We start from the raw sequence: 24,705 nt of genomic DNA, 5'->3' as shown, positions 1-24,705 counted from the left end.
CGCCGCGCTGCGCCGGCGCGGCGTCAGAACTTGCCGAGCATCGGGAATTCGACGCTGAGGGTCGATTCGGACGCGATCGGCGCCTCGCGCTTGCGCGGCTTGCGGTTGAGGACCTGCTTCAGCTTGGTCTTCAGCACCGCCATGTCGAACGGCTTGAGGATGAAGGCGTCCGCGCCCGCCTGGTGGGCGAGGTTGATGTCCTCGAAGTCGAAGGACGACTCGGTGAGCATGAAGGGCGTGTTCATCAGCGCGTCGTCGGCGCGGATCTCGCGCAGCAGGGTGAGCCCGTCCATGGGCTCCATGTCGAGATCGGAGATCACCAGGGCGTAGCGGCGCTGCCGCATCCGCTCCAGCGCCTCGGGCGCGTTGGTGACGCCCTCGACGTCCGGGAAGCCGATGCGGGTCATCAGCATCACGATCAGCCGCAGGAGCTTCTCCTGATCGTCGACGATGAGAATCGGGGGCGTATCGCTCTCGGACATCGGCGGCTCAGATGAAGAGGTGGTCGATGCCCTGACGGGACATCGCGTCGGACTGCAGCGACAGGCACAGCCCGTGTATCGCGGACGCCTTCGGCGTTCCGCGCTGGAGCATCGGGAGCAGGTTGGCCTTGGCGAACAGCGTGTCGTTCCCGGCCGTGCGCTGCGCGCTCTTGAACGAGTGGACGAACTCGCGCTTGGTGATCTCCCGCCACTCGCTGATCTGGACCTCGCGGTGCCGGCTGTCGGCACTCACCCGGTCAAAGGTCTCGTGCACGGATGTGCGCTCGCCCTCGATGACCTGGCAGGCGAAGTTGCCCTCGATGACCAGAAAGCTCGTGATCACCGCGAACTCGTTCTTCTTCTGAGCGATGCGACCGATATCGCTGATCTGCTCGGACCTCTTCGCCGCGTCCGACGACAGGTTGAGACGCGAGAAGTAGATGATGTGGACGAGGCTTGTCCGTTTCGCCCGCATGATCCCGAGATCCGCAATCCGTACCCGTTCAGCGCTTCCGGACAGGACGCACCGCGCGTGGCCCCGGCCCGGCGGCATCTTCGCGCGTGTCGAATAACACCGCGTAAACGCGGGGGACGGGACTTCCGGTCCGGATCTCCGCGCCCGCGGATCCGACCCGGCAGGATCTGCCGGGCGCGCGGCCATGACCGGTCAACCCTGCCGGGTCGTCGACAATCCGGTCCAGGATTCTCAAGGACTTAGCCCTGGCATGCCGGTTGCGGCCGGACCGGCCTGCGGGCCAGTGCGGCGCGCATCGGGATCGTTCGCCATGGATCTTTTCACCGCCCTGCAGACCTCGGTCTCCGGACTCCAGGCGCAGTCCTACGCCATCAGCAACATCTCCGGGAACATCGCGAACTCGCAGACGACCGGCTACAAGCGCATCGACACCAGCTTCGTCGACCTGATGTCCGAGAAGACGCCGGGCCGCGAGGTCGCGGGTTCGGTGCTGCCCCAGTCGCAGCTCACCAACACCCTGGCCGGCAACGTGGTCTCGTCGAGCGTGCCCACCAACATGGCCATCAACGGCCAGGGCTTCTTCACCGTCGTGCAGAAGACCGGAGACGCGAACGGCGCCACATCGTTCGGCGGCACGAGCCTGTACACGCGCCGGGGCGATTTCGCCCAGGACAAGGACGGCTATCTGGTCAACGGCGCCGGCGGATACCTGACCGGATCCAACCTCGATCCGATCACCGGTCAGACGACCAGCATCGGTCCGATCAAGATCGGCAACTCGGCGCTGCCGGCGCAGGCCACCACGACGATCACCTACGCCGCCAACCTGCCCTCGACGCCGAGCACGTCGGCCTCGGCGACGTCGGGATCCGATCTCTACAATCAGAATACCGCGGCCGTCGTGACCTCCGGATCGGGGCAGACCGGCGTCAAGGTCGATTCGACCCAGACCGGTGCCGTCTCGACCTTCATGAGCAACAGCATCGCCGGCCCGTCGCTGCCGGTCTACACGTCGACCGGCGCGCCGCTCACGCTGACGACCCGCTGGGCCAAGGTCCAGGACGCGACGACCACGCCGGCTCAGCCGGCCGTGTGGAACCTGTACTACTCCACCAACCCGAGCGCGCTCACGACGTCCGACTGGAACAACGTGGGCACGGCCTTCACCTTCGATTCCACCGGGAAGCTCACCTCGCCCTCGACGAACCCGATCCCGCTGGGGCCGATCACCATGGGTGACTACACATTCCCCAGCCTCAACATGAATCTCAGCGCCTCAGGCCTGACGCAGTATGCCGACACGACCGGTGCGGCGACGACCAACGCGCTGACGCAGAACGGCAACAGCTCCGGGACGCTCACGAGCGTGGCCGTCGGTCCGGACGGCAAGGTCAACGGCACCTTCTCTAACGGTTCGGTCGTGGCTCTCGCCTCGGTCGGCGTCGTCCAGTTCGCCAATGCCGACGGTCTGAAGGCCGATACGAACGGGAACTATCTCCAGACGGTCGATTCGGGGCCTCCGCTCGCGGGCCTCAACGGCAGCACGATCTCGGGCGCGAGCAACGAGCAATCGAACACCGACATTGCGACCGAATTCTCTAAGATGATCGTAACCCAGCAGGCTTACTCTGCGAACACGCGCGTCATGTCGACGGCCCAGACGATGATGTCTGATCTGCTCAACGTGATCCGCTGAGTGAGGGTGCGATTCGAGCCGCGGAGGCCGTGACATGTCGCTGAATGCGATCTCCACCTCGAGCGCAGGCCTCGCCGCCACCCAGGCGGCGATCAACATCGTCTCGCAGAACGTCGCCAATGCCGGGACGGCGGGCTACGTCAAGCGCACGCTCTCGACGGTCGCCACCGGGACGAACAATTCCGGCGTGGCCGCCGGCACGATCACCCGCAGCTTCGACGCCGCGGCGCTGAACCAGCTCCGGCTGGAGACCTCGGGGGCCGCCTACACGGGCACCAAGTCCGGCATCGCCGCCCAGCTCGACGCCCTCTACGGCGTGCCCGGCAGCTCCACCTCCCTCGACGGGACGCTGAACACCTTCACCCAATCGCTCCAGGAACTCGCCGCGAACCCGACCTCGGCGGCCGCCCGCACGACGGTGCTGGGCAATGCCGCGGCCGTCGCGAGCCTCATCAACAGCGCCGCCGGAACGGTGCAGAATCTGCGCACCGGCCTCGAGTCGCAGCTCGGCACCGACACGAGCGCGGCGAGCACCATCCTGTCCAACATCGCGACGCTCAACGGCAAGATCCAGAACACCACTGACAGCACCTCGCTGACCGATCTTCAGGACCAGCGCGACCAGGCGATCAACAACCTGTCGAGCTACATGGACGTGCAGACGGTCCCGCAGCGCGACGGGACGGTCTCCGTCATGACCCGTTCGGGCGTGACGCTGGTCGACCGCGGGAACGCCGCGACCCTGACCTTCGACGGACGCGGCGTGCTCAGCCCCACCGCGAGCTACTCGACCGACCCCGCCCAGCGGACGGTCGGAACCATCACGGCGACGCTGCCGGGCGGCGGCAAGATCGACCTCGGCGCCCCCGGCGTGCTGCGGTCCGGCAGCCTCGCCGCCGAGATCGAGATGCGCGACCAGACCCTGCCGCAGGCGCAGCGGCAGCTCGACGATCTCGCGGCCGGCCTCTCAAAGGCGCTCACGAATACCGCGACCACCGGGACGTACAGCGGGACCGACACGCAGATCAGCGTCTCGACGATGCAGCCCGGGAACACGATCACCTTCCCGGTCACCGACAACACCGGGGCCGTGCGCAACGTGACGCTGGTGGCGTCCGCGACCTCCAGCGGCGCGGTCGTGCCCGCCGCGCAGACCACGGATGCCAGCGGCCTCACGCTGACCTTCAATGCCAGCGGCGGGCCCGGCACCTACGCGGCGGCGATCCAGTCCGCCTTCGCCACGTTCAACGCCTCCGGCAGCACCTACAAGCTGCCGACACTGTCGGCGAGTCCGGTCTCCTCGACCGCCACCAGCGCAACGCTGACGCTGGGGGCGGCCGGCAAGGTCGCCGGCGCGGCGAGCGCCAGCGTCACGGCCGTCTCGGCGTCGGACCTGAACACCGGCAACCCGTCGATCGCGATGTTCGTCGACGGTACGGGCAACAAGCTCTACACCGGCACGTTCGACGGCGGCTCGCAGCTCACCGGTTTCGCCCAGCGCATCGCGGTCAACGGCGCGCTGGCGGGCAACACCGCCGCGCTGACGGCGACGAGCGCCACGGACACGAGCACGTCGGGCGCCCGCGCCCAGAAGCTGTTCACGGCGCTCACCGCGAACCAGCAGACCTTCTCGTCGTCGAGCGGCATCGGCGGCGTCTCGGCCCCCTACAGCGCCACCGTGATCGGTTTCGCGCAGGACATCGTGTCCACGCAGGGGGCCAACGCGTCGAACGCCGCCGCCCTCGACGCCACCCAGCAGACGGCGCTCTCCACCGCGCAGAGCCGGTTCTCCGCCGGGGCGGGCGTCAACATCGACCAAGAGATGTCGAACCTGATCGCCCTGCAGACCGCGTACGGCGCCAACGCCCGGGTGCTCACCGCGGCCCGCGACATGCTCAACCAGCTGCTGCAGATCTGATCATGACGACGATCACGCCCTTCGCGGCCGGCTCCTACATCACCAACCGCAACGCCTCTCAGCTCCAGGCGCTGAAGAGCCAGCTCAACGACCTGACCAACCAGCTCTCGAGCGGTCAGGTCTCGCAGACCTATGGCGGCCTCGGCTCCGGGCGGTCGACGGCTCTGTCCGCGCAGGCCACCCTGAGCGCGCTCTCCGGCTACGCCGCCGGAATCACCGCCGCGCAGACCCGGACCGACCTCGCGGTCACGAGCCTGACGCAGGTTGCGACCCTCGGCACCTCCACCGGGACGATGCTCCAGAACGGCCTGCAGAGCGTGGCGGCGAACTCGGTCTCCGGCCGGTCGACGGCGCTGGCCAACCTGCAGACGGCGCTCGACACGCTCAACGAATCGGCGGCGGGCAACTACCTGTTCGGCGGCACCGACACCACGACCCAGCCGGTGGTCGATTCGAGCAAGATCCTCAACGGCACGACCGACGCGAGCGGCAACACGCTCGACGGCCTCTCGACCCTGATCTCGCAGCGGGTCACCGCCGAGCTCGGCGCGGGGGGCAACGGCCGCCTGACGCAGACTCTGGCCAGCCCGGCCACGAGCGTGCGGGTCACCGAAGAGTCGAACAACCTGACCCGAGGGCAATTCGGCTTCACCCTGGCGGGCGCGCCGACCACGACCGGCTCGGCGATCGGCGCGACCTACACGGCGGGCACGGCCACGAGCCCGGGCAGCTTCAGCCTCAGCATGACGACGCAGCCGAGCGCCGGCGACACCGTGTCGTTCGCGCTGAAGATGGCCGACGGCACCTCCACGACGATCACGCTCACGGCCGCGACGAGCGCGGACCCGAAATCGATCACCAACTTCGCCATCGGCTCGACGCCCGCCCAGACGATGGCCAACCTGTCGGCGACACTGAGCAACGCGCTGACCGGTGCGGCCAACAGCACGCTGGCGGTGAACGCCACCGCGGCGACCGCGTCGAACTTCTTCTCCGGCGCGGCGGAAGGCGGCCCGTCGGGGTCGGGCGTGATGCCGCAGCGCATCCTGTACGATGGCACCACCCCGGTCGGCTACAGGGCGGCCACGCCTCAGGACACGGTGCTGTGGTACCAGGGCGAGAACACCTACACGCAGCCCGCGCCGCCGGCAGTCCCGCAGCCGACCTCGGCGATCGACACGCAGTCGGTCCAGGTGAGCGCGACCGGGAGCGTCGGGACAGGCGCCCGCGCCAACGATCCCGCGGTCCAGAACGTGCTCGCCGGCCTGGCGACCATGGCCTTCGGCCTGCCCACCACGAACGACGCCAACACCTACAACACCTACCAGACGGTGGCGACGAAGGCCGGCAGCCTGCTCTCGTCCGCCAACCAGACCCCGAGCGTCCAGGACACGGTCACGCAGCTCACCGTCGCGTCGACGCGGCTCTCGAATGCCGGCACGACCAACAAGGCGCTCCAGAACACCGTCCAGAATACCCTGGACGGGATCGAGCAGATCTCCCCCGAGGAGGTCATCACCAAGCTGCTCGACGTGCAGAACCGGCTCCAGGCCAGCTATCAGGTGACCGCGACGCTCTCGAAGCTCTCCCTCGTGAACTACATCAGCTGAGCTGATCGCCGAGACCGGTCAACGCGCGCCTGACGCTCGAAAAATCTCGCGACGTGTCGGGTTCACCATAGTCTTGCCGCTTTCCGGGAATGAAGCGCAGCGTGCGGTCGCGCCCACGCGCCGTCATTCGATTGAGGAGAGGTCGGCATGGCGCTGTCCGGACCCATCGAACTCGTCCTCCGCCTGGGAGCCGTCCCGCGTAGCGGCGCGATCGTCCTGGTCGAGCAGGCCGTCGACACCTACCTCGCGGGCTACGTGCATCCCGAAGAGCGCGCCATCGCCCTCGACATCCTGCTGCGGGACCTCGCCCGCCTGCGCATCCACGAGCCCGACCTCGACGGGTTCGTCGGCGAGGTCGAGCACTACATCGACCTGCTTCACCGGGATCTCGCCCGCCAGGCCGCCTGAGATGCGCGGCCGGATCCCGGTCTGCGCTGCCCTCGCGGCGATCGTGGCCGGCGCTGGCCCGGCCGAGGCCCTCGACCTGCGGGATCTGCCCGTGATCCCGGGGCCGGTGCCGTGCCCGTCCAAGGGCCAGGGCTTCGTGCGGCTGCCGGGGAGCGGCAGCTGCCTCCGCGTCTCGGGCCGCGTCGTCGCGGGGGCGGATCTGGCCGCGGGGAGCGGCGTCGCGGCAGCGCCAGTTGTCGCCGGCCGCATCGCGGTCGACAACCGCGTCGACACCGATCTCGGCGAGGTGCGGACCTACGTCCGGATCGGCGCCGGCCGCCGTCCGGGCGGGCCCTAGAGGTTGCGCGAGAGGACCAGCGGCCCGCTGCGCACGCCGCGGCCGTACGGGGACGGCGCTGGCGTCTGCCGCCCGTAGCCGGAGGGGAGCTGTGCCCGGCCGATCTCCTCCGCCAAGGTCTTGATCAGCCCTTCCGAGACGGTCTTGGCGCTGGCGAGCACCGTCTGGTTCGCCTCCACGGCCGCGGTGAACCGCCGGTGGGCGGTGCGCAGGGCCTCGACCCCGTCGGGATGGAAGCGCTTCAGTGCGACGGCGTTCGCCTTCGCGACCTCGAGACCCTGCATGTAGGCGGCGGCCAGCGCGGCCTTCGGCTCGGCCGCGGCGACGCCCTCCTGCAGTCGCCCTTCCCGGACGTAGGCCGCCTCTTCGGCGAGCACGGCTTCCAGCGCGGCCATGTTGCCGAGCACGCCCGCCACCAGGGCCTCGGCGGTGATCCGGTCCCCGACGCGCAGCGGTTCAGCCCTTTGCATGGATCGCTCCCTCGCTCGCCGCGCCCTGCATCTTCATGATCTCACGGAAAACCGAATCGGCGATGCCGACTCCGCCGCTCTTCACAATCTGCTTCGCGTATTCCTTGGTCAGCATCGAGCGGTAGACACCGCCGCCGGTCCCGTTCTCGCCGAGCGGCCCGTCGGTGCCCTCCGACTGGGTCAGCCGGTCGAGGCTGTTCTCCAGGAACATCGATTCGAACTCGGTCGCCGTCTTCAAGGCCTTGGCCTTGTTGGCGGTCTTGATGATCCCGTCGACGGCGCTCCCGGCCACCGAGGTTCCGACGCTGGCGGCGGCGCTGGCCGCGAGACTGGCGAGTTGCAGCATGGATCGTCCCTTCGCGTCCGTTCGGTCACATCAGCTCGATATCGGCCTGGAGCGCGCCCGCGGCCTTGATCGCCTGGAGGATCGAGATGAGATCCCGCGGGCCGACGCCCAGGGCGTTGAGACCGTCGACCAGCTCGCGCAGGCTAACACCCTCCTTCACCAGGGCGAGCTTGTTTCCGTCCCCGGTATCGACCTTCACCCCCGTGCGCGGCACCACGACGGTGCGTCCGTCGGAGAACGGCGCCGGCTGGCTGACCTGCGGCTGCTCGGTGATGGTGACGGTGAGGTTGCCCTGGGCGATGGCCACCGTCGACACGCGCACGTCCCGGCCCATGACGATGATGCCGGAACGCTCGTCGACCACGACCCGGGCGGTCTGGTCAGGCTCGACCTTCAGCTGCTCCACCTCGGTGATGAGGCGGATCATGTTGCCGTTGTAGCGGGACGGGATCTGGATCGTGACGGTGGCCGGGTCGGTGGGCTCGGCGGTGTCGGCGCCCATGAAGTCGTTGATCGCCGCGGCGATCCGCTTCGAGGTGGTGAAATCCGGGTTGCGCAGCGACAGACGCAGCGAGCGGGCGTCGTTCAGCTTGAAGGCGATCTCGCGCTCGATATTGGCGCCGTTGGAAATCCGGCCGTTGGTCGGCACGCCCCGGGTGATCTTCGCGGCATCGCCCTCGGCGGCGAAGCCGGCGATCGCCACCGAGCCCTGCGCCAGGGCGTAGACCTCGCCGTCGGCGCCGAGCAGCGGCGTCACCAGCAGGGTGCCGCCCTGGAGGGACTTGGCGTCGCCCAGCGACGAGACCGTCACGTCGATCCGGGTGCCCTGCGCGGCGAAGGGCGGCAGGCTCGCGGTCACCATCACGGCGGCGAGGTTCTGCGTGCGCATCGTGGCGCCGCGGGTGTTGACGCCGAGGCGCTCCAGCATGGCCTGAAGCGACTGCTTGGTGAACGGGATGTTGTTCAGCGTGTCGCCGGTTCCGTTGAGGCCGACCACGATGCCGTAGCCGACGAGCTGGTTCTGGCGAACGCCCTCGATGGAGGCGAGATCCTTGACGCGCGACAGGGCGAGCGCCGGCACGGACAGCGCGGCGAGAAGCAGGGCGCCCGCGAGGGCGACCGAGAGAGACCGGAGAGGACTGAACGCGTGACGCGGGCGCATGCCGTGTTTCGACCGTGACGGACCTGCCCCCATCCTGCCAGGGTCGTGCCAGCCGCCAGATCTGTGCAAGCCATTGAAGAAAACAAAGTTTTTCCGGGCCAGGTCTGGCCTCGCGCCTCGCGGTGCCGGCACCGAACCTGCCGACCCGGCAGCTTCTGCCGGCTTGTTTACCCGCGCTTAACCCTGGCGGCCGAATTTCCGGTTCTGCGCGGGGGCGCTTGGAGCAACGCGAACCGGATCATGCGTGTCGAGACTCGCCAGCCGATCCAGAGCGCCGGCGGTGTCGCGTCCGCCCGGAAGCCCGAGGGCGGCGCAGCCTTCAGCCTCGGCGCGGCCCCGTCGTCGACGACGTCTGCCGGCGCGCCGGCCGCCGCCGCGACGCTCGCCGGGCTCGACGCGGTCCTGCTTCTCCAGGCCGAGGCCGACACGCCCCAGGAGCGGCGGCGGCGCTCCGCCCAGCGCGGCCAGGACCTCCTCGACGGCCTCGACCGGCTGAAGGCGGCACTGCTCGGCGGCCGCGTCGCGCCGCAGGATCTGCGCGCCATCGCCGGCCGCCTGAACGAGCGTGCCGGCCTCTCGGGGGATCCCCGGCTCGACGGCCTGATGGCCGAGATCGAACTGCGCGCCGCGGTGGAACTCGCCAAGTTGGAGATGGCCCGGCGCGTCTGACCGGGCTTCCGCCCCTGACCCTGGGCGCATCCCGGTACCGCGCCCGGCGAGCGCCCGATCCCGCTACCCCGCCCGCCGCTTCGGGCCCGTCGGCAGCATCTGCGGCTCGCCCGGTCCGGTCTCGACGCCGAGATCCGGCACCGCGATGATCGGTGCGCCGCGCAGGTCCTTGCGGGTGACGATGGCGCCGCGCTCCTCGAGATAGGCCAGCATCCGCCGCGCCCGGCCGCCCGAGCTGGTGCCGTAGGCCTCGGCCAGCACGGTGTCGGTGGGGCAGGGGGCGCCCTCGATGGCGGCCCGCGCGACCACGAGGAACAGGCCGGCGAGGTCGTCCGGCAGGCCGGCCGCGATCGCCTGGGCCTGCTCCCAGCCGGAATTGTCCGCGACCGCGCCGCCGGCCTCGGCCCGCGCGACCGCGAGGCGCCGCTTGAACTCGGGCAGACCCATCGTGTCGCCGCGCAGGCGCCGGATCCGGCAGCGGACCGTGAAGTCCTGGTAGAGCGTGGCGGGAGTGCAGGCGGCGGCGTCGGCATCCGCCAGCACGGAGGCCAGCACCTCGGCGAGCGCCGCCTCGCGGGCCTCCGGGTCCATGGGTTCCTCCTCCGGCTCCTCCGCCGGAGCCGGCGGACGGTAATTGGCGAGCTGGACGAGCACGTCTGGCGCCGGCGCGGGGCGCGGCTTCGGCCGCGGCGCCAGCGGCGCGACGGTCTCGGCGGGGCTCGCTGTGAGGATCAGCGCGCGGGCATCCTCCAGGGCGTCGGGCAGCGGCACGAGGACCGGCGAGGAACTCCGGCTCACGGTCTGGGTCGGCCCGACCGCGATGGTGAGCGGGCGCCGGGACAGGGCCGGTCCCAGGGCCACGAAATGCCCGCGCGGTAGGTCACGGAACGTCTCGGCCTGCCGGCGCTCCAGCCCGAGGAGGTCGGCGGCGCGTGCCATGTCGATGTCGAGGAAGGTCCGGCCCATCAGGAAGTTCGAGGCCTCGGCCGCGACGTTCTTGGCGAGCTTGGCGAGGCGCTGCGTGGCGATGATGCCGGCGAGCCCGCGCTTGCGGCCGCGGCACATGAGGTTGGTCATCGCGCCGAGCGACAGGCGCCTGGCCTCGTCTGAGACCTCGCCGGCGGCCGCGGGCGCGAAGAGCTGCGCCTCGTCCACGGCCACCAGCATCGGGTACCAATGGTCGCGGTCGGCGTCGAACAGGCCGCCCAGGAAGGCGGCGGCGGCCCGCATCTGGCCGTCGGCGTCGAGATTCTCCAGCGACAGCACCACCGAGACCCGGTGGGTCCGCACCCGGGCGGCGATCCGCTGCAGGGCGACGTCGTCGCCGTCGGCCTCCACCACGACGTGGCCGTAGCGGTCGGCGAGGCTGGCGAAGTCGCCCTCCGGATCGATGATCGCCTGCTGCACGAGGCCGGCGCTCTGCTCGAGCAGCCGCCGCAGCAGGTGCGATTTGCCGGACCCGGAATTGCCCTGAACCAGGAGCCGCGTGGCGAGCAGTTCGGTGAGGTCGAGGAGCGCGGGGCGCTCGCCGGTCAGGCCGAGATCGATGTCGGAACGCATGGGGCCTCATAGCACGGCCCGGCGGGTCCGGGTGTGCCGCCGCGGCACTGTCCACGCTTCCCGCATGTGGGCCGCGTGTGGGCCGCATGCGGGCGTCGGTCCGCGGCGTGGCTCCGCCGCCGGTGCGCGATCGGGCCGTCAACCCCCTTGCGGGAGCCCCGGGCTCCGCTCTTCCGCCCTGGACCCCGACATGGCGGCCCTGTAGGCCCACGGCCCTTCTCTCCAGTCCCGGATCCACAACACGATGGCGGCCTGCGGCCTCGATTTCGGCACGTCGAACACCACGCTCGGGCATCTTGGCCCGGACGGCCCGACGCTGCTGCCCTTGGAGGGCGCGCACCGGACAATCCCGAGCGCGATCTTCTTCGAGCTCGGACGGGAGCCGATCATCGGCCGGGCCGCCACGGCGGCCTATGTCGAGGGCCGGTCCGGCCGGCTGATGCGCGGGCTGAAATCCGTGCTCGGCACGCCGCTCATGGATGAGGCGACCCCGGTCGGCCGCCAGCGGCTGCGCCTGCGCGACGTCATCGCCCGCTACCTCACCGCCGTGAAGGCGCGGGCGGAGGCCGCCAGCGGCCAGAGCCTCGACACGGTGGTCCACGGCCGCCCGGTCCACTTCGTCGACGGCGACCCGGAGGCGGATCGCCGCGCGGAGGACACGCTGCGCGACATCGCCCGCGACGTCGGCTTCCGGGAGGTCTCGTTCCAGTACGAGCCAATCGCCGCGGCACTCGACTACGAGCGCCAGGTCCGCGCGGAGGAGATCGCCCTCGTCGCCGACATCGGCGGCGGCACCTCGGACTTCTCCATCGTGCGCCTCGCGCCGGAGCGGCGGGGGCGGCCGGACCGGGCCGGCGACATCCTGGCCAACGACGGGGTGCGGATCGGCGGCACCGATTTCGACCGACAGCTCAGCCTCGGAACGGTGATGCCGCTCCTGGGCCTCGGAAGCCCGATGCGCCGCGGCGACCTCGCGGTGCCGAACGCCTACTACCACGACCTCGCCACGTGGTCGGCGATCAACCGCCTCTACAATCAGAAGACCCTGCGCGAGATCGACGAGGTCATCCGCGACGGCGCCCGGCCCGACCTGCTCGCGCGGCTGCGCGAGGCGGTGGAGGGCGAGCGCGGTCACGCCCTGGCCGGGGCAGTGGAGAGCGCCAAGATCGCGGCGTCCGAACAGGACGCGACCCTGCTCGACCTCGGCCTCCTGGAGCCCGGGCTCGCGGTCCCGGTGGATCGCGCGACCCTGTCCGCCCAGACGGGGGACCTCGCCCGCGCCGTCGCGGCCCGGATCGCGCGCTGCCTCGCGCAGGCGGAGCTGACGGCCGACCGGGTCGACGCCCTGTTCCTCACCGGCGGCTCCACCGGCCTGCCGCACCTGCGCGCCGCGCTGAGGGCCGCGCTGCCGGCCGCCCGGGTGGTGGAGGGCGACACGTTCGGCTCGGTGGGACTGGGCCTGACCATCGAGGCGGCCAGCCGCGGAGCGTGAGGCCGCGCCCGGCCGGGCGCGCCGCCTCTGCGGCGATTGACGGGCCGGCCTTGATCCTCGACAAGGCGGTCCCTCCCGCTCGGAGACAACGGCGGCCCATCCGGGCTCCTCCGCGCCGCCTCGCCCGATGCTGTTCAACTCCTTCGTCTTCCTCCTCGCCTTCCTGCCGGCCGCGCTGATCCTGCACGGCCTGGTGGCGCGCGCCGCCCCCGCGTGGCGGTTGCCGCTCCTCGTCGCCCTGTCCTTCGTGTTCTATGGCTGGTGGGACGTCCGGTTCGTGCCGCTGCTGGCCGGCTCGATCCTGGCGAACTGGTGCGTGGCGCGCGCCTATCGCCGGTGGCCCGGCCGCTGGCTGATCCCGGCGGCGATCGCCGCCAACCTCGCGCTGCTCGGCGTGTTCAAGTACCTCGACTTCGCGGCCGACCTCGCCAACCTGATCCCCGGCCTGGAGGCGCAGCGGCTCGGCCTCGCCCTGCCGCTCGGCATCTCGTTCTTCACCTTCCACCACATCATGTATCTCGCCGACCTGCGGGCCGGCCGGGCGCCGGGCTTCGGGCTCGTGAAATACGCCCTCTACATCGCGTTCTTCCCGCAGGTTCTCGCCGGCCCGCTCGTGCGCTGGAGCGAGATCATGCACCAGTTCGACGAGGCGCCCTACGCGCGGCCCGACGCCGCCGAGCGCTTCGCCCGCGGGCTGATGCTGCTGACCGTCGGCCTCGCCAAGAAGGTGTTCCTCGGCGATCCGCTCGCGGAATACGTGAACCCGGTGTTCCAGGCCGCCGCTGCCGGCAAGGCCGTCACGGTGGTCGAGGCGTGGCAGGCGACGCTCGGCTTCACGTTCCAGATCTACTTCGACTTCTCCGGCTACACCGACATGGCGCTGGGCATCGCGCTGCTGTTCGGCCTCGTCCTGCCGCAGAACTTCGACGCGCCCTACCGCGCCACGTCGCTCCGCGACTTCTGGCGGCGCTGGCACATGACCCTGTCGCGCTTCCTGCGCGACTACCTCTACATCCCGATGGGCGGGAACCGCCGCGGGCTGCCGCGGCAGGTCGGGGCGCTCGTCGCCACGATGACGCTCGGCGGCCTCTGGCACGGGGCCGGCCTGACCTTCCTCGCCTGGGGGGCGCTGCACGGGATCGGCCTCGGGGCCGGTGTCCTGGCGCGCCGGGCCCGGATCGCGATCCCTGCGCCGCTGGGCTGGGTGCTCACCAGCCTGTTCGTCGTGCTGACCTGGGTTCTGTTCCGCGCGACGAGCTTCGAAGCGGCCCTCGCGATCTTCAAAGGACTCTTCGGGCTCGCGCCGAGGGGCTCCGGCTTCAAGTGGCGCACCATCGCCATCGCCGCCCTGGTCGCGACGGTCGGGCCCACCGCCTGGAACGCGGTGCACCGGCTGCCGCCGCGCCGGCTCCTCGCCTTCGGCTTCGCGCTGCTGTTCGTGCTCGTCCTGCTCAAGATCGGCGACGATGCGAACTACGAGTTCATCTACTTCCAGTTCTGAGGATGGCGTCCGCACCCCCCACGACCGACAGGGACTGGCGCGGCTTCGCCCGCGCCCTGGCCCTGTCGATGGTCGGCCTCTTCGCGGGCTACCTCGCCCTCGCGGTGCTGGTCGACCCCTACGATACCGGCCGCTCGACGCTGCTGTCCCGGGGGGCCGTGCGGCCGCAGGGGCCCCGCACGGCCTCGGCCGTCCGCGGCCGCGATCCGGCCTATGCGGGCGTGGTGATCGGCAACTCGCACATCCAACTCATCGAGCCGGCGGCACTGACCCGGCTCACCGGCATCCCGTTCCTCCAGCTCTCGGTGCCGGCCACCGGCCCGTCCGAGCAGTTCGCCTTGCTGGGATGGTACCTGCAGCACCACGCCCGCCCCGCCGCGATCGTGCTCTCGGCCGACGCGTTCTGGTGCGCGGACGACCCGTCCTTCCCGAGCGAGCACGGCTTTCCCTACTGGCTCGTGGGGGACTGGCCCGCCTACCTGCGCGGGCTGATCCGCTTCTCGGCCGCGCAGGAGACGGTCAACCGCATCGGCTGGCTCCTGAACCCACGCCGCAAGACCGCCGCGGCCGACGGCTGGTGGGATTACGAGCGCAACTACCTGAGCCAGGGCTTCGGCGTCGATCCCGCCAAGAAGGCGGCGCTGGAGAAGCCGGTCGGGCCTGAGCCGGAGCCGCGCCACGGCGGGCCGTTCCCGATCGCGGCGCGACTGCGCGCCGAGCTGACCCGGATCCCGGCGGAGACGCCGGTCGTGGTGGTGTTCCCGCCGGTCTACGCCCGCGGCGAGCCGCCGCCCGGCAGCCCTCGGGCGCGGGCCGAGGCCGCCTGCCGGGCCGAGGTGCGCACGGTGTTGGCGACCCACGCGCTCAGCACGGTGGTCGACTGGCGCGACGGCCGCCCCGCGGCGGCCGATCCCGACCAGTTCTTCGACCGGACCCATTACAGGCTGCCGATCGCTCGGAGCCTGACCACGGAGATCGCAGAAGCGATCGTACGGTTGCGGACCAGATGACAGCGTAAAACATCTGTACCGTGGCCTGTTTGCCGCACGCGGCGATGCAGTGACAGCCAGTTACAGCCCCTGCATCCGTGTGCGTTGTGGCGATGAGGCACCTCGACTATACGGCACCTCACGTTATCGCCGCACACCGGCCATCCCCTGGTGGGCGGTTTACCATCCAGCGAGGGTGACGCATGGCGAAGGTGCAGCTGGAGGACGGCTACGTCCCGTCCGACGACGAGCCCTTCATGAACGACCGGCAGCGCGAATATTTTCGGCGCAAGCTGATGAGCTGGAAGAACGACATCCTGCGCGAGGCGCAGGATACGCTGGTGGCGCTGCAGAGCGAGAACGAGAACCACCCCGACCTCGCCGACCGCGCATCCTCCGAGACGGACCGGGCGATCGAGCTGCGGGCCCGGGACCGCCAACGCAAGCTCACCGGCAAGATCGACGCGGCGCTGGCCCGAATCGAGGACGGGTCCTACGGTTTCTGCGAGGAGACCGGCGAGCCGATCTCCCTGCGCCGCCTCGACGCGCGCCCGATCGCCACTCTGTCCCTCGAGGCGCAGGAGCGGCACGAGCGCCGCGAGCGGGTCTACCGCGACGACTGACCGGGTCCGGCCCGCGCGCCGGATCCCGCGCAGCGCCGGCGCGGCGCCTACTGAGTCAGCCGCAGCGCGCCGATGCTGGCCTGGATCGACTTGAAGGCCTTGATCAGGTCATCGGACGAGTTGGCGAGGTAGAACTGGTCCGGCGACGAGGCGCAGTTCCGCAACAGCGTCTGCCCGGCAGAATCGATCGGATCCGTCGGGATGCTGAAGCCGATCGTGTAGATCGAGATATTGACGGCCTTCGTGTTCGCGCATGCCTCGGCGGTGAGCGCGTCGAGCGCCTTCCGCGCCGTATTGCTGTCGGCGATATTGGTGTTCTGGTATGCCGTCGTCAGGCGCGGATTCGGCGTCGTGCCGTTGGCGTTCTTGAAGTACCCGGCCGCGAAGTAGAGTGAGCCGGTCGGCGCGCTGGAATTGGTGCCCCAGCTGTTCGTGCCGTCGGTCATCAGGATGATGATCTTGTTGATGGTCGTCGCGTTCGAGCTGTTCGCGCTCGACGCGTAGGGTTGGCCGTCCGCGAAGACGCTGTTGGGCGAGAGCGTGCGCCAGCCCCACATGAAACCCTCGTGGATGTTCGTCGATCCGGACGGCGCCATCTTGCTGATAAGGGTCTTCAACGCGTTCGTGTCGCTGGTCAGCCTCTGGAGCGGCTGGGTCGTGCACCCGAAATTCGGACCGTTCGGGATGCCGAGCGGGGCGCCGGAGGCCGCATCCTTGGGCGTGATGTACTTGCAGGCCTGCCCGAGCGCGGTGTTGTAGGTGCTGCTGTTCCGGCATGTCGGGCCGGTCTCGTCGTCGATGTAGCTGTTGTAGCTGTAGGCCGTCGCCCGCGAGGCGCCGACCGGGAACGACGCGCCGCCCGAGGTGCCGTCACCCGGCTCGTCGGGCGCGAGCAGCGGCACGTAGAAGGAATCCTTGGTCGTGGGCGCTCCGTCCTGGACGTTGAAGGGGTAGGGGAGCGCCTCGAGGCAGCCGGCCCATCCCCAGTTCCGGTTCGCCGCCTGCAGCTTCGCGAAAATGTCGAAGCGGTTCTTGAACGGCGCCGGATTCGACTGGACGATGTTCGTCCAGTGGTAGCTGGAGAGGCCGTTCTGATCGATCCAGCTCGCGTAGCGGTAGGCGGACGGATCGACCGCCACGGCGGCGGCGAAGGGCACGATCGCGACCTTGGTCGCGCTGGAGAAGGCCGGGCTGGTGTAGACGTAGTTGACGAAGTCGGTCGCGGCCGTCTGGACGGCCTGGAGCTTCGACTGTCCCCCGCTCGAGGCGGCCATCGAGCCCGTGTTGTCGAGCACGAGCGCGATCTCGAAAGTCTTCGGCAGCGGCGTGGCGCATTGCGAGACGGCGCCCGGGTTGATGCGCTGGGTGCCGGTCAGCCCGCCGAAGAAGGTCGTCGATTGCTTGTGAGCGGTCAGCGTGATCTTGCGCGGGCTGCTGGTGATGGCCAGCCGGTCGACCACGAGGCTCGCCGCCCCCATGGCACCGGTCATCGTCGTCTGCGCCAGGGCGTTGAGTTCGGTCTCGGACGTCGTCAGCGGTGTCTGGCAGAGCAGCAGCGCCGTGGCGTCGGCCGCGGCCTGGAGCTTCGTCTCCAGCCGCGTGGCGAAGCCGTAGTCGATCGCCGCGCCGCCGACCATCACCATCGGCACGCTGAGGAACGCGAACAGCAGGGCGACGTTGCCGCCGCGGTCGCGCAGGACATCGCGGCGCCGCTCGGGGCGGCCGTCAGGTTTTGCGGACGATCTTCGTGCCATCGCAGTTCGATTGTTTGTCGTCCGGCAGGACGACTTCCGTGTAGGTGCTGGTGCCGTAGGCTTGGCCGCCGCGGGTCGGCCACGGCGCGCTGCTGGTGAACGTGATCGTGTTGCTCACGCCTTTGGCGAGCTTGACCAGCGCGCTCCCGATCATCGGCGTGTAGCTGATGCTGACCTCAGCCAGGACGTAGCGCATGCCCGGCATCCGGTAGCCGTCCGGCACGGTCAGGCTGGGCGCGGGGCCGGGGCTCCGCGCGGTCCCGTTGGTGTTGGCGACGCTCGAGCAGACCACCGGAGGACCGCTCGGGTCCTTCGCGTCGGTGCCCATCGCGCTGACCACGATCTTGACCTTCGACGTGTCGAACGGGCGCATCACCGCCGTGGCGGAGGCGAGGATGTCGTTCATCACGGTGGTGCTGATCGGGTTCTGTGTGTCGCCCTGCGCCGTCAGGTCCGCCACGGTGCGGCCGAGCTGCGTCAGCTTGCGCCACTCGTCGATGGCGTGCGTCACCTCGGTCATGCCCGCCCAGATCGCGAGCAGGATCGGCAGGATGACGGCGAACTCGACGGCCGCGCCGCCGCGCCTGTCGTGCCGGAGCCGCGCCGCCCGCCGGGTCAGGACGGCGAGGACGGGCACGGGCTCGCTCCGACGATCTGATAGGGCTCGGTGCGGAACACCGCCGTGGAGGTCAGCAGGCTCGATCCCTCCGCGGAGCCGCTGGTGAACTGCTTCGTATTGAGGCCCATCAGATTGAAGAAGGTCGGGAACGGCACGGCCGCTGTGACGATCACGATCGTCCCGGGCGAAGCGCATTTGTAGTTGGAGCCGAAACTCGTGCTCCACGTGCCCGTGGCGGTGTCGATCGGCTTGGTCGCAGTCGCGCTCGCGAAGCTGCTCGAGGTCGCGACGTCGATCTTGACGTTCTGGCAGTTGAAGACGGTGGGCACGGGGCTGACGGCCGATCCGCACATCCTAGCCTTCAGGGTCGCGAGCACGGTCGCCGGATTGGTCTGGCCGGCGGTGTCGAGCTGGAACTGGCCGGTGAAGATCGTCCGGACCGCGTTCTGGAGCGCGCGATCGAAATTCTGCGTCGCCCACATCTGGAACACGATCTGGATGATCGCGCCGCACAGCGCCAGGAAGGGCAGGGCCACCAGGGCGAACTCCACCGCGGCCGCGCCCCCGGTGTCGCGCCCGAGGCGCGCGAGGAGGCAACCTGGCGTCACTCTGACCTGCGTTCCTACAAGTCCTCGGCTGTTCATATGCGAGCAGATCAGTCGGAAGTAGCCATCTCATCCGATGTGACGCCAAGCTTTTGCGAAACTCTTAATCCGATCGACTAGACCAGGGTTATCAAACAGCCGCTACTTTTGGTTGTAATAGCGCCGTCGTGTCGGCGACGCGCTGTTGACGCACCGCCTGCGCGCGCCAGTTCCCCGCGCGCAGGCCTGCCGGAGAACCCCATGAGATCCCCCCTGATCGCGCTCGTGGTCGGCGCGGTGGCGCTCGCGCTCGCCGCCTGCGATGCCACGAAGCCCGGACCGGCCGGACCTCCAGGGGCGAAGGGTGATCGGGGACCGGCGGGGCCGGCCGGGCCGGCGGGGGTGAACGGCGCCACCGGCGCCCGCGGCCCCGCGGGCGACCCGGGCCCGGCCGGACCAGCCGGGCCACCGGGACCGTCCCTGAACAGCCAGGTGCGCCTCGACGTGGCGTGCCGCCGTGACGAGGAATTGATTGGCGCTTACTGCCGAGGCATGGCGGTTGTGCCGTCGGTGACCGTCACGGACGGCGTGTCCACGGTCGGCTGCCTCGACATGACCGCCAAGGCCGCCAAGGATGCCCAGCCCGTCGCGGTCTGCATGAAGAAGCCATGAGACTCGCCGTCCCCGCTCTTCTGGTCGCGCTGGTGTCCGGCCCGGCCTGCGCGCAATCCTTCGTGCCCACGGAACGGGCGGCGATCGACCTCGTGCGCGACCGGCGCACCGCCGGCTTCACCACGGTGGCGCGGACGCTGGCCTGGGCCGAGCGCGCGACCGGCGGCGCCTTCCGTCTCGGCGGCTACCGGGTCGATTACCGCCCGGACGTCCCCTTCGCCCGGGTGCGGATCTGCTATCGCCTGGGGATCGACCCGCCGACCTGCGGCCTCGCTTACCGCGTCGCGGTCAATCCCGCCCATGTCGAGCCGGCCGACCGCTACAATGGGCTGACGCGCGACCTGGAGCACGGCCCGCAGGCCTTCCTCCGGGCACTCGCCCGGGAGACCGATCTCCAGCGCCAGCCGGACGTCCTGCGGAAGGTCGAGGCCGCGCTCGAGCCCTACAACCCCTACGACTGGCGCTGAGGGACGCGGCTCTCAGAGCAGCCGCGGCCAGCGCAGGAGCCGCTCCGGCGCGAAGGCAGCGACCGGCACGGCCGGTTCCCGGCCGGTGGCGAGGTCGGCGACGATCTCGCCGGTGATCGGGCCGGTGGACAGGCCGATATGGCCGTGGCCGAAGGCGAAGAGCAGGCCGTCGTGCCGGGGGGCGCGGCCGATCACCGGCATCCCGTCGGGGGTCGACGGCCGGGAGCCGAGCCACGGCGCGTTGTCCAGCGGGCCGCCGAGCCGAAGGGTGGAGGCCGCCTCCCGGGACGCCGCATCGATCTGGGTGTGGTCGGGCGCGGCGGCGCGCGCGTTGAGCTCGACACCGGACAGGACCCGGACCCGGTGCTCGCCCATCGGCGACAGGATCGAGCCCGCGCCCGTGTCGAGGATCGGCCGGGTCAGCGGCGGGCTGTCCGGATGCAGGGCGTAGTGGCGGTGGTAGCCGCGTTCGGCCGCAACGGCGAAACGGTAGCCCAGGGTCCGGGCGATCGCCCCGGACGCGGCGCCGGCCGCGAGGACCACCTGTCGGCCCCGCACCGCGCCGCCGTCGTGATCGACGCGCCAGCCGTCCGCCTGGGGCTCCAGCCGGGCGACGCTGCCCCGCAGGCGGCGGCCGCCGAGACCGGTGAACAGGGCCTCGCACGCCTCGATGAGCCGGCCGGGCTCGCGGACCGACCCCGTCTCGGTGAGCAGCATGGCCCGCGCGTAGGGCCGCACCAGCGCCGGCTCGAGCGCGCGCAGCGCCGCGGTGTCGAGGATGTCGAAGGCGACCCCGTGCCCGGCCAGGATCTCGCGCTCGAGGGCGGCGGACGCGAAGGCCGCTTCGGTGCGGTAGGCCTTGATCCAACCCGTCCGCTGTAGCCGGTCGCCGGTCCCGGCCCGGGCCGCCAGCCGCTCGTGGGCCGGATAGGCGGCGCTGGTCAGCGGCAGCAGCGCCTCCGCGGCGCGGCGCCAGCGCGAGGCGCGCGCGGCGGCGAGGAAGTGCGCCGTGTAGGGCACGATCCGCGGGAGATGCCCGTAGTGCAGCCGCAGGCCGCGATCGGCGTTGCGCAGGTAGGCCGGGAGCTTGCCCCACAGGGCCGGGCTCGACATCGGCAGGATCGAGCCGCGGCTGACCACGCCGGCATTGCCGTAGGAGGTCCGGGCCCGCGCCTCGCCGGGATCCAGCAGCACCACGTCGAGCCCGCGGTCCCTCAGCGCGATGGCGCTGGCGAGGCCGACCATCCCACCGCCGACCACCACGATGTCGGCCGTCTCGTCCGTCGCCATGCCGCTCACATCCTGCACCGCACCACGCGCGCCCTTCTGCCGGGTTTCCCGCGTCCTGGGTAGCGGGCGCCGCGGGGCGGCGCATCCGGCCGGTGTGATCGCGAAGTCCCGCGCACATTCCCGCGCAGATCGGCTAGAGAGCGGGCCATGACTCTCGTCCGCTTCGCACCCTCGCCGACCGGGTATCTCCATATCGGCAATGCCCGGCCGGCCCTGCTCAACGCCCTGTTCGCCCGCCGGACCGGCGGCCGCTTCCTGCTGCGCCTCGACGATACCGACGCGGAGCGCTCCACGGAGGCCTTCGCCCAGGCGATCGGCGAGGATCTCGCGTGGCTCGGCATCGTGCCCGACCTGTTCGCCCGGCAGAGCGACCGCACGGCGCAGCACGACGCCGCCGCCGACCGCCTGCGCGCAGCGGGGAGGCTCTACCCCTGCTACGAGACGCCGGAGGAGCTGGAGCGCCGCCGCAGGCGCCAGCTCGGCCGCGGCCAGCCGCCGATCTACGACCGGGCGGCGCTGCGGCTGACCGCCGAGGAGCGGGCGGCGCTGGAGGCCGAGGGCCGCCGGCCGCACTGGCGGTTCCTGCTCGAGGCGCGGACCGTCGGCTGGGACGACCTCGTCCGCGGGCCGGCCCATGTCGACTGCGCGTCCCTGTCGGACCCGGTGCTGATCCGCGCCGACGGCAGCTACCTCTACACGCTGCCGTCGGTGGTGGACGACGCCGATCTCGGGATCACCCACGTCATCCGCGGCGAGGACCACGTCACCAACACCGGCGTGCAGGTGCAGATCTTCGAGGCCCTGGGCGCGCCCATCCCGGTCTTCGGCCACCACAACCTGCTGACGACGGCCGACGGGGAGGGGCTGTCGAAGCGCCTCGGCCACCTGTCGCTGCGCGGCCTGCGCGAGGCCGGCTACGAGCCCGCGGCGGTGCGCTCGCTGGCGGTCCTCACCGGCTCGGCCGAATCGGTGCGGGCGGTGCCCGACCTCGACACCCTCGCGAGCCTCGTCGATCTCGGCGAGATCTCGCGGGCGCCGGCCCGGTTCGACCCGGCGGAGCTCGACGGCCTTAACGCCCGCCTGGTCCACGTCATGCCGTACCCGGAGGCGGCCGCGCGCCTCGCGGCTCTGGGGATCCCGGAGGATCGGGCCGAGGCGTTCTGGGTCGCGGTGCGGGCCAATCTCGGGCGCGTCGCGGAGGCGGCCGACTGGTGGCGGGTCGTGGCCGGTCCCGTCGAGCCGGTGCTCACCGAGCCCGCCGTGATCGCGGCCGCCCGCGAGACCCTGCCGCCCGAGCCGTTCGGCCCGGAGACCTGGAAGGCGTGGACGACCGAGATCCGGACCCGCACCGGGGCCAAGGGCCGCGGCCTGTTCATGCCGCTCCGGCTCGCCCTCACCGGCCTGGAGCACGGGCCGGACCTCGCCGGCCTGCTGCCGCTGATCGGGCGGGAGCGGGCGGCGCGCCGGCTCTCCGGCGCGGCCGCCTGAGCGATCAGCGGCCGGGCTTCGGGCGCGCCTCGATCAGCGCGGCGTCGAGCAGGAAGCTGCCGTCGGCCTCGATGGCGAAATGCGCCGCGACTTCCGCGGGCGCGGTGACCTGCAGCGCCCGGATCGCCGCGACGTGGGTCTCCGGCGTCCGCATCCGGGCGATCCAGCTCGCGAACTCCATGCGCGGCCGGCTCGGCGTCGCGTCGCCGGGCGCGAATCCGGCCGCCTCCAGCAGGGCCCGCCATTCCGACGCCCGGTAGTCGCGCACGTGCGAGGGGTCGCGCAGCAGCTCCAGCGCCTGCAGGTGCGTGTCCAGCAGCGGATCCTCGGGCGCGACGATGTCGCTGACGATGAGGAACCCGTCCGCCCGCAGCACCCGTCGCGCCTCCGCCAGGGCCGCCGGCACGTCGCGCCAGTGGTGGGCGCTGTAGCGGGTCAGGACGGCGTCGAAGCTCGCGTCGGGGAATGGCAGGGCCTCGGCGCCGCCCTGCCGGGTCTCGATCCGGTCGAGCCCCCGCCGGGCCGCCTCGGCCGCGACCGCCGCCAGCATCTCGGCCGACAGGTCGTAGGCCGTGACGGCGGCGCCAGCGGCGGCCGCCGCGAAGGCGACGTGGCCGCCGCCGCAGCCGAGGTCGAGCACCCGCAGGCCCGGTCGCGCGCGGACCCGCTCGCCGATCCGGTCGAGATCGGCGCCGGCGGCGTGCACGGCGCTGGTCACGTAGGCGGAGGCCTGCGCGCCGAACTGGTCGACGACGTGTCGGGCGTGGCTGCGGGCGTTCATCGGCGGATCTCCCGGATCAGGTCGCGAGCGGCTTCAGGCGGGACAGCCGCAGGGCGATCATCAGCGCCAGACCGTACAGCCCGCCCACGAACAGCACCACGCCGTTCCACCCGGAATGGGCGAAGAACCAGCCGCCCGCGGTCCCGAGGACCGACGAGCCCAGATAGTAGAGGCCGAGATAGATCGCCGAGGCCTGGGCCCTGTCGCGCAGCGCCCGCCGCCCGACCCAGCTGCTCGCGACCGCGTGGGCGCCGAAGAAACCTACCGTCGTCACTACGATGCCGGCCAGGATCAGCAGCAGGCGGTCCGAGAGCGTCATCACGATGCCGGCCAGGCCGACGGCTGTGGCGACCCAGAGGACACGGCGGCGGCCGAAGCGGCTCGCCAGCTCGCCGGTGACAGGGCTGCTGACCATACCGGCGAGGTAGACCGAGAAGATCATCCCGATCACCGCCTGGCTCAGCGCGTAGGGCGGCTCGAGCAGGCGAAAGCCGATGTAGTTGTAGATGCAGACGAAGCCGCCCATCAGCAGGAACGCCTCGGCGAAGAGCCAGGGCAGGCCGGCGTCGCGGAAATGATGGGCGAAGCTGCCCGGGACTTCCGCCCAGGCGAGCCGGCGCGGCACGAAGCGGCGCGAGGGCGGCAGCCAGCGCCAGAACGCCAGCGCGGCGGCGAGCGCGAGGCCGCCGATGACCGCGAGCCCGGCGCGCCAGCTGACGAAGTCCGCCATCACGCCGCTGATCAGGCGGCCCGACATGCCGCCCAGCGCGTTGCCGCCGACGAGCAGGCCCATCGACAGGCCGATGGCCTTGGCGTCCATCTCCTCGGCGAGATAGGCCATGGCGACGGCCGGGAGTCCGCTGGCCGTCAGCCCGGTGAGCGCGCGTAGCGCCAGGAAGCCGTACCAGCCGGGGACCAGGGCGGCCACGACCGTGAGCACCGCCGAAGCGACCAGCGAGGCCAGCATCACCGGCTTGCGCCCCCAGATCTCCGAGAGCGGGCTGACGACGAGCAGCGCCACCGCCAGCAGCCCGCAGGGCAGCGACAGGGCGAGGCTGCTCGCGGCCGGCGAGACGCCGAAATCCTCCGCGTAGATGGGCAGGAGCGGCTGGACCGCGTAGAGCACCGCGAAGGTCGAGAAGCCGGCCGCCGCCAGGGCCAGAGCCGTGCGGCGGAAGACCGGTGTGCCCGACCGGATGAGCCCGTCCTCCGCCTCGCTGTTCATGACCGTCCCGCGCCGCTGTCCTCAACCGGTGGTGAGGCGCTGTGGCCGCACGGTCAACTGCCGCGCAGGACAGGCCCGCGCGGCGAC

The 24,705-nt window shown here is 71.1% G+C and carries 25 protein-coding genes; 13 read left to right on the top strand and 12 right to left on the bottom strand.

All coding sequences use genetic code 11. The features are described 5' to 3' along the window. Positions 1-23 precede the first annotated feature (23 nt). Together ABIC30_RS10590 and ABIC30_RS10585 are read right to left on the bottom strand one after the other, a co-directional pair. The gene (locus tag ABIC30_RS10590; protein WP_020092936.1) at positions 24-482 is read right to left on the bottom strand and encodes a response regulator; all 459 of its coding nucleotides are present in this window, start codon (positions 480-482) and stop codon (positions 24-26) included. 7 nt (positions 483-489) lie between these two features. Beyond that, the gene (locus ABIC30_RS10585; RefSeq protein ID WP_020092935.1) at positions 490-957 is read right to left on the bottom strand and encodes a BLUF domain-containing protein; all 468 of its coding nucleotides are present in this window, start codon (positions 955-957) and stop codon (positions 490-492) included. Positions 958-1,267: 310 nt separating this feature from the next. Between ABIC30_RS10585 and ABIC30_RS10580 the strand changes: the two genes are divergently transcribed. The 5 genes from ABIC30_RS10580 (at position 1,268) to ABIC30_RS10560 (ending at position 6,926) form a co-directional block, all read left to right on the top strand. Continuing rightward, positions 1,268-2,653 (top strand): flagellar hook protein FlgE, encoded by a 1,386-nt coding sequence (locus ABIC30_RS10580; protein WP_020092934.1) that lies wholly within the window; start codon positions 1,268-1,270, stop codon positions 2,651-2,653. A 34-nt stretch (positions 2,654-2,687) separates the two neighbouring features. Further along, the gene (gene flgK, locus ABIC30_RS10575) at positions 2,688-4,571 is read left to right on the top strand and encodes a flagellar hook-associated protein FlgK (protein WP_354454879.1); all 1,884 of its coding nucleotides are present in this window, start codon (positions 2,688-2,690) and stop codon (positions 4,569-4,571) included. Between the two features lie 2 nt (positions 4,572-4,573). Further along, a complete protein-coding gene (locus ABIC30_RS10570; RefSeq protein WP_020092932.1) occupies positions 4,574-6,181 on the top strand; it encodes a hypothetical protein in 1,608 nt (535 codons plus the stop codon). Between the two features lie 147 nt (positions 6,182-6,328). Beyond that, positions 6,329-6,589, top strand: coding sequence for a hypothetical protein (locus tag ABIC30_RS10565; RefSeq protein WP_020092931.1), 261 nt, complete (start codon positions 6,329-6,331; stop codon positions 6,587-6,589). 1 nt (position 6,590) lies between these two features. Beyond that, positions 6,591-6,926, top strand: a complete 336-nt coding sequence (locus tag ABIC30_RS10560; RefSeq protein WP_020092930.1) for a porin family protein — start codon at positions 6,591-6,593, stop codon at positions 6,924-6,926. On the opposite strand, the gene ABIC30_RS10555 is transcribed toward ABIC30_RS10560, so the two are convergent. From ABIC30_RS10555 to ABIC30_RS10545, 3 genes are read right to left on the bottom strand one after another with little or no spacing between them, the layout of a single operon-like run. Beyond that, on the bottom strand, positions 6,923-7,396 hold the full coding sequence (locus ABIC30_RS10555) for a hypothetical protein (RefSeq protein WP_020092929.1): 474 nt from the start codon (positions 7,394-7,396) through the stop codon (positions 6,923-6,925). The genes ABIC30_RS10560 and ABIC30_RS10555 overlap by 4 nt on opposite strands. After that, complete coding sequence (locus ABIC30_RS10550; protein ID WP_020092928.1) at positions 7,383-7,742, bottom strand: rod-binding protein; 360 nt, start codon at positions 7,740-7,742, stop codon at positions 7,383-7,385. The genes ABIC30_RS10555 and ABIC30_RS10550 overlap by 14 nt, the downstream gene beginning before the upstream one ends. 25 nt (positions 7,743-7,767) lie before the next feature. Next, positions 7,768-8,904, bottom strand: coding sequence for a flagellar basal body P-ring protein FlgI (locus tag ABIC30_RS10545; protein ID WP_042672916.1), 1,137 nt, complete (start codon positions 8,902-8,904; stop codon positions 7,768-7,770). Positions 8,905-9,144: 240 nt separating this feature from the next. On the opposite strand from ABIC30_RS10545, the gene ABIC30_RS10540 reads away from it, so the two are divergent. Further along, positions 9,145-9,573, top strand: coding sequence for a flagellar assembly protein FliX (locus ABIC30_RS10540; protein WP_020092926.1), 429 nt, complete (start codon positions 9,145-9,147; stop codon positions 9,571-9,573). A 63-nt stretch (positions 9,574-9,636) separates the two neighbouring features. On the opposite strand, the gene ABIC30_RS10535 is transcribed toward ABIC30_RS10540, so the two are convergent. Beyond that, the gene (locus ABIC30_RS10535; RefSeq protein ID WP_103984877.1) at positions 9,637-11,133 is read right to left on the bottom strand and encodes a helicase HerA domain-containing protein; all 1,497 of its coding nucleotides are present in this window, start codon (positions 11,131-11,133) and stop codon (positions 9,637-9,639) included. Positions 11,134-11,377: 244 nt separating this feature from the next. Here ABIC30_RS10535 and ABIC30_RS10530 point away from each other — a divergent pair, with 244 nt between their 5' ends. From ABIC30_RS10530 to dksA, 4 genes are all read left to right on the top strand, one after another. Next, entirely contained in the window at positions 11,378-12,625 is a 1,248-nt protein-coding gene (locus ABIC30_RS10530) for an Hsp70 family protein (protein ID WP_020092924.1), read from the top strand. 127 nt (positions 12,626-12,752) lie between these two features. Beyond that, positions 12,753-14,126 carry an MBOAT family O-acyltransferase gene (locus tag ABIC30_RS10525; RefSeq protein WP_091925165.1) on the top strand — a complete coding sequence of 458 codons (1,374 nt, stop codon included), beginning with the start codon at positions 12,753-12,755 and terminating at the stop codon, positions 14,124-14,126. Between the two features lie 2 nt (positions 14,127-14,128). After that, complete coding sequence (locus ABIC30_RS10520) at positions 14,129-15,136, top strand: hypothetical protein (protein WP_354454875.1); 1,008 nt, start codon at positions 14,129-14,131, stop codon at positions 15,134-15,136. 182 nt (positions 15,137-15,318) lie between these two features. Then, on the top strand, positions 15,319-15,738 hold the full coding sequence (gene dksA, locus ABIC30_RS10515) for an RNA polymerase-binding protein DksA (protein WP_132366079.1): 420 nt from the start codon (positions 15,319-15,321) through the stop codon (positions 15,736-15,738). Positions 15,739-15,785: 47 nt separating this feature from the next. Here dksA and ABIC30_RS10510 read toward each other — a convergent pair whose 3' ends face one another. The 3 genes from ABIC30_RS10510 to ABIC30_RS10500 are packed head-to-tail and all read right to left on the bottom strand — an operon-like array spanning position 15,786 to position 18,719. Next, the gene (locus tag ABIC30_RS10510; RefSeq protein WP_354454873.1) at positions 15,786-17,492 is read right to left on the bottom strand and encodes a pilus assembly protein TadG-related protein; all 1,707 of its coding nucleotides are present in this window, start codon (positions 17,490-17,492) and stop codon (positions 15,786-15,788) included. Further along, positions 17,464-18,129 (bottom strand): TadE/TadG family type IV pilus assembly protein, encoded by a 666-nt coding sequence (locus ABIC30_RS10505; RefSeq protein ID WP_100250747.1) that lies wholly within the window; start codon positions 18,127-18,129, stop codon positions 17,464-17,466. Before ABIC30_RS10505 ends, ABIC30_RS10510 begins: the two co-directional genes overlap by 29 nt. Continuing rightward, the gene (locus ABIC30_RS10500; protein ID WP_244603177.1) at positions 18,108-18,719 is read right to left on the bottom strand and encodes a TadE/TadG family type IV pilus assembly protein; all 612 of its coding nucleotides are present in this window, start codon (positions 18,717-18,719) and stop codon (positions 18,108-18,110) included. The genes ABIC30_RS10505 and ABIC30_RS10500 overlap by 22 nt, the downstream gene beginning before the upstream one ends. 237 nt (positions 18,720-18,956) lie before the next feature. Here ABIC30_RS10500 and ABIC30_RS10495 point away from each other — a divergent pair, with 237 nt between their 5' ends. Further along, complete coding sequence (locus ABIC30_RS10495) at positions 18,957-19,367, top strand: hypothetical protein (protein WP_354454870.1); 411 nt, start codon at positions 18,957-18,959, stop codon at positions 19,365-19,367. Beyond that, on the top strand, positions 19,364-19,834 hold the full coding sequence (locus ABIC30_RS10490) for a hypothetical protein (RefSeq protein WP_103984875.1): 471 nt from the start codon (positions 19,364-19,366) through the stop codon (positions 19,832-19,834). Before ABIC30_RS10495 ends, ABIC30_RS10490 begins: the two co-directional genes overlap by 4 nt. 12 nt (positions 19,835-19,846) lie before the next feature. Here ABIC30_RS10490 and ABIC30_RS10485 read toward each other — a convergent pair whose 3' ends face one another. Next, the gene (locus tag ABIC30_RS10485; RefSeq protein WP_354454868.1) at positions 19,847-21,124 is read right to left on the bottom strand and encodes an NAD(P)/FAD-dependent oxidoreductase; all 1,278 of its coding nucleotides are present in this window, start codon (positions 21,122-21,124) and stop codon (positions 19,847-19,849) included. 147 nt (positions 21,125-21,271) lie between these two features. Between ABIC30_RS10485 and ABIC30_RS10480 the strand changes: the two genes are divergently transcribed. Next, complete coding sequence (locus tag ABIC30_RS10480) at positions 21,272-22,612, top strand: glutamate--tRNA ligase (RefSeq protein ID WP_354454866.1); 1,341 nt, start codon at positions 21,272-21,274, stop codon at positions 22,610-22,612. Between the two features lie 4 nt (positions 22,613-22,616). On the opposite strand, the gene ABIC30_RS10475 is transcribed toward ABIC30_RS10480, so the two are convergent. Together ABIC30_RS10475 and ABIC30_RS10470 are read right to left on the bottom strand one after the other, a co-directional pair. Continuing rightward, a complete protein-coding gene (locus tag ABIC30_RS10475) occupies positions 22,617-23,393 on the bottom strand; it encodes a class I SAM-dependent methyltransferase (RefSeq protein ID WP_103984872.1) in 777 nt (258 codons plus the stop codon). Positions 23,394-23,409: 16 nt separating this feature from the next. Then, the gene (locus tag ABIC30_RS10470; RefSeq protein ID WP_103984871.1) at positions 23,410-24,618 is read right to left on the bottom strand and encodes an MFS transporter; all 1,209 of its coding nucleotides are present in this window, start codon (positions 24,616-24,618) and stop codon (positions 23,410-23,412) included. Positions 24,619-24,705 lie beyond the last annotated feature (87 nt).

The organism is Methylobacterium sp. 1030, from assembly GCF_040544715.1.
Classification (GTDB): Bacteria; Pseudomonadota; Alphaproteobacteria; order Rhizobiales; family Beijerinckiaceae; genus Methylobacterium.
The sequence above is the reverse complement of the archived record's forward strand: the minus strand, read 5'-3'. Positions and strand labels throughout refer to the sequence as shown.